This window comes from uncultured Romboutsia sp., assembly GCF_958366745.1.
GTDB lineage: Bacteria > Bacillota > Clostridia > Peptostreptococcales > Peptostreptococcaceae > Romboutsia > Romboutsia timonensis.
In genome coordinates this window covers 1-3,772 of sequence record NZ_CATXCO010000227.1, presented here as the reverse complement: position 1 = coordinate 3,772, position 3,772 = coordinate 1, and the positions used below count along the sequence as shown (strand labels likewise).

Below are 3,772 nucleotides of genomic sequence, written 5' to 3'. Positions count from 1 at the left end.
ATAACAATTTTGTTATTTCCTTTTTCATCAATATTTTCTGGTTGTGTTTTACTACATCCTATTGCTGATATTGTTAATACTCCTGACAATGCTAATCCTAATAATTTTTTTAATTTCATTTTATTTTCCCCCTTAATTTTTATATAGTTTAATATGAATATCCTTTACAAAGTAAATTTTATTTAAGCTTTTTATAAGCTAAATTCCCTATACATTGAATTAATTGAACTATTACTATTAATATGAGTACAGTATACAACATTACTGATGTATCAAACTTCTGATAACCATATGTAAGTGCTACTGCTCCTAATCCTCCTGCGCCTACAGCACCTGCCATTGCAGTATAACCTAGTATTGATATTGTAGATAATGTTATTCCTGATACTATTGATGGCATTGCTTCTTTTATCATTATTTGAAAATCAGATGCCCCAAATGATTTTGCAGCTTCTATTAGACCTTTATCAACTTCTTTTAATGCACTTTCTATTACTCTAGCTATAAATGGTGCTGCTCCTATTGTAAGTGGTACAAGTGCTGCATTTACTCCTATAGCCTTACCTACTATAAATCTTGTAAGTGGTATTATTGCCACCATTAATATGATAAATGGAAAACTTCGAACAGTATTTATAATCCCCCCTAATACATCATTTAATTTTTTATTTGGTCTAAGTCCATTTGAGTCAGTTATTACTAAAGTTATTGCAATTATAAATCCTATAATTGTAGCAAATATTGTTGCTACAGCTGTCATGTATAAAGTTTGGAAAAATGCCTCTATTAAAATATCTTTTGCAAATTCTAAAAAATTAGTTTTCATTTAAATCCCCCCTTTTATGCTCTTTCTAATTCTTTATTATTAATTTTATTTTCTTTATTTTGTAATACTTCCCATTTTACATCAGTTAAATTTAAGTAATTTATCACTTGTTCTTTTTTATCTTGTGGAATATTTATAATAAGCGATCCCAATACATCATCTCTAAATTTTTCAAGTTTTCCCCATACTATTGAAAAGTCTATATCCAAACTTCTAGCCATAGAAGTTATTATATAGCCATTTGAAAACTCTTTAGGGAAGAATAGCTTTATATTAACTCCACTATTTGGTACTACTTCTTCCTCACCTAATAGTTCTTTTAAACACTCTGAATGATTTAAGAATAACTCTTCTGTATCTCCACACTCTAATACTTTACCATCTTTTAATATTGCTACCTTATTACAAACTTCTTTTACAACTTCCATTTGATGTGTAACTATTATTATAGTTATTCCTAGCTTTTTATTTATATCTCTAAGTAAAGATAGTATTGATTTTGTAGTATTTGGATCTAGTGCTGATGTAGCTTCATCGCAAAGTAGTATATTTGGATTTAATGCAAGTGCTCTTGCTATAGCAACTCTTTGCTTCTGACCTCCGCTTAGGTGTTTGGGCTTATTTTTTGCTTTATTTTCCAATCCAACAAGCCTTAATAGTTCATCTACTTTTTTATTTATTTCTTCTTTTGAATATCCCCAACATTCTAATGGTAGTGCTACGTTTTCATATACATTCAACCTCTCTAATAATGAAAAATGTTGAAATATCATACCTAAATCTTTTCTAAATTCTCTTAATTCCTTTGACGTTAAATCTTTTATTTCTTTATTATTTACAGTTATACTTCCATCATCATAGCTTTCTAATCCATTTATACATCTTAATAGTGTTGATTTTCCAGCTCCACTGTGCCCTACTAAACCAAAAATCTCACCTTTATTTATTTCCACATTAATATTTTTTAGCACCTGTGTATTTCCAAAGTATTTGTTTACCCCTTTTATTCTTATCATCTTTTTCCCCTCCAATTTTAAAATTTATTTTACTTAAAATTAATTTGGTTAAAAATATACTTTATTAGATATCAAAAAAACTCCCGAACCTAAGAACTAAGTCTTAGGAACGAGAGTTAAAACTTCGTGTTACCATCCTAATTTATTTGTACCTCACGATACAAACCTCATCAAGTACACCAAAATATTTTGGTTATACTCTATCACTGTAACGGGTGAGCCCGTTGTAGCCTAAATCAAAAAGATCTCGGTACACCACTCCAAGGCCATTTTCCCTTTAATATCCTTCGCTCCCTCTCACCAAATAGGAACTCTCTGTAAAAGTATTCTTAAAGGTACTCTCCTTTTCTTAGCGTTTGTTGTTATTTTTTATTTGCTACTTATATTTTAAATAATAATTACTTTAGTTTTATTTGTCAATAAATTTTCTGAAATTTTATAATATTTATTTTATTCCTAAAATTACAATTTAAATATTATTTATAGCATATTATCTATTTCAATTTTTTTGTTTATTCAAAGAAAGCATTTGAGCATTTAACTATTTTACTTACATTATTTAATCTATAATTTATAAGATCCTTACTAATACATTTATTCTTATAATCTAACATTATCAATAAACTAAGTTCTTTCAATAATATTAGATTATTGTTTAAAATATACATAAACTTGTATTGTATTAATAGTATTAAAATCTAATAAACACTAAAAAAACATCCTTATATTTGATTTTTAAAATTATCAAATCTATAATTGTATATGTTAACAATTACTGCAATCGGGGGAAATTATTATGGAGAATCTTATATTATCACTTAATGTTGTCTTACCATTATTTATTACAATGTCATTAGGTTATTTTCTTAAATCTCTTAATATGTTTGATAATAATACATTAGATACGATGAACAACATTACATTTAAATCATTTTTACCTATGTTATTATTTTACAACATATATAAAACTGATTTACAAGGCGTATTCAATTTAAAGTTAATGATATTTTCAGCAACTTGTGTAATAGCTTTATATTTAATATTATATCTAATAGTTCCATTAATAGAAAAAGATAATAAAAAGCGAGGGGCTCTACTTCAAGGGCTATTTAGAAGTAACTTTGTAATATTCGGTATTCCTATAACAGAGTCCTTATTTGGAAGTGAAAAAGTTGGTGTTGCTGCTCTTTTAATTGCAGTTATTGTCCCACTGTTCAATATTTTATCAGTGATTGCACTAGAAACTTTCAGAGGTGGTAAACCTGATTTTAGAAAGATATCTATAGGAATAATAAAAAATCCACTTATAATTGCATCTTGCTTAGGTATACTTACTTTACTTCTTAAAATTAAAATTCCTACAGCAATAGAAAAAACAATAAGTGATGTTTCAAAAATAGCTACTCCACTTTCACTTATACTACTTGGAGCATCTTTTAAATTTGACAATATAAAAAAATACCTAAAACAAACAACTATAGCTGTTGTCGGAAAAACTATATTGACACCATGTATCATACTTCCTATATGTATTATGTTTGGATATAGAGGTGTTGAACTTACTACACTTATGATTATATTTGCTGCACCAACTGCTATATCATCTTTTACAATGGCACAACAAATGGATTCAGATAGTTAACTTGCAGGCCAGATAGTTGTATTTACATCTGCTTTTTGTGTGGTTACGGTATTTATGTGGATATTTATATTAAAACAATCCCATTTGATTTAATACAAATATAATATTAATCTTAATTTTAAAATCACTAATTTAAATTATTAAATAAAAAAACTATAGAATGGATAATTATCATTCTATAGCTTTTCATTTAATAATTTAATGCTGTTTGTGTTAATGTAAATTCTTTAATATTTATATTATCTTGTTTTTTTAACTTTTATTGTTTTTGTCTTTTATTTGTATCTT

General features: G+C 26.8%; 3 protein-coding genes and 1 other annotated feature. Of the genes, 1 reads left to right on the top strand and 2 read right to left on the bottom strand.

All coding sequences use genetic code 11. The features are described 5' to 3' along the window. Window positions 1–178 precede the first annotated feature (178 nt). Together Q5F54_RS11745 and Q5F54_RS11740 are read right to left on the bottom strand one after the other, a co-directional pair. Complete coding sequence (locus Q5F54_RS11745) at window positions 179–826, bottom strand: methionine ABC transporter permease (protein WP_302334480.1); 648 nt, start codon at window positions 824–826, stop codon at window positions 179–181. Window positions 827–840: 14 nt separating this feature from the next. Further along, window positions 841–1,842, bottom strand: a complete 1,002-nt coding sequence (locus Q5F54_RS11740; protein WP_302334479.1) for a methionine ABC transporter ATP-binding protein — start codon at window positions 1,840–1,842, stop codon at window positions 841–843. Between the two features lie 102 nt (window positions 1,843–1,944). After that, window positions 1,945–2,202 (bottom strand) — a binding site (T-box leader). A gap of 436 nt (window positions 2,203–2,638) precedes the next feature. Between Q5F54_RS11740 and Q5F54_RS11735 the strand changes: the two genes are divergently transcribed. Then, on the top strand, window positions 2,639–3,484 hold the full coding sequence (locus Q5F54_RS11735; protein WP_331562780.1) for an AEC family transporter: 846 nt from the start codon (window positions 2,639–2,641) through the stop codon (window positions 3,482–3,484). Window positions 3,485–3,772: the final 288 nt, after the last annotated feature.

Coding starts and splice junctions, on each gene's coding strand:
- Q5F54_RS11745 (WP_302334480.1), bottom strand. CDS start 826: ATGAAAACTAATTTTTTAGAATTTGCAAAAGATATTTTAATAGAGGCA.
- Q5F54_RS11740 (WP_302334479.1), bottom strand. CDS start 1,842: ATGATAAGAATAAAAGGGGTAAACAAATACTTTGGAAATACACAGGTG.
- Q5F54_RS11735 (WP_331562780.1), top strand. CDS start 2,639: ATGGAGAATCTTATATTATCACTTAATGTTGTCTTACCATTATTTATT.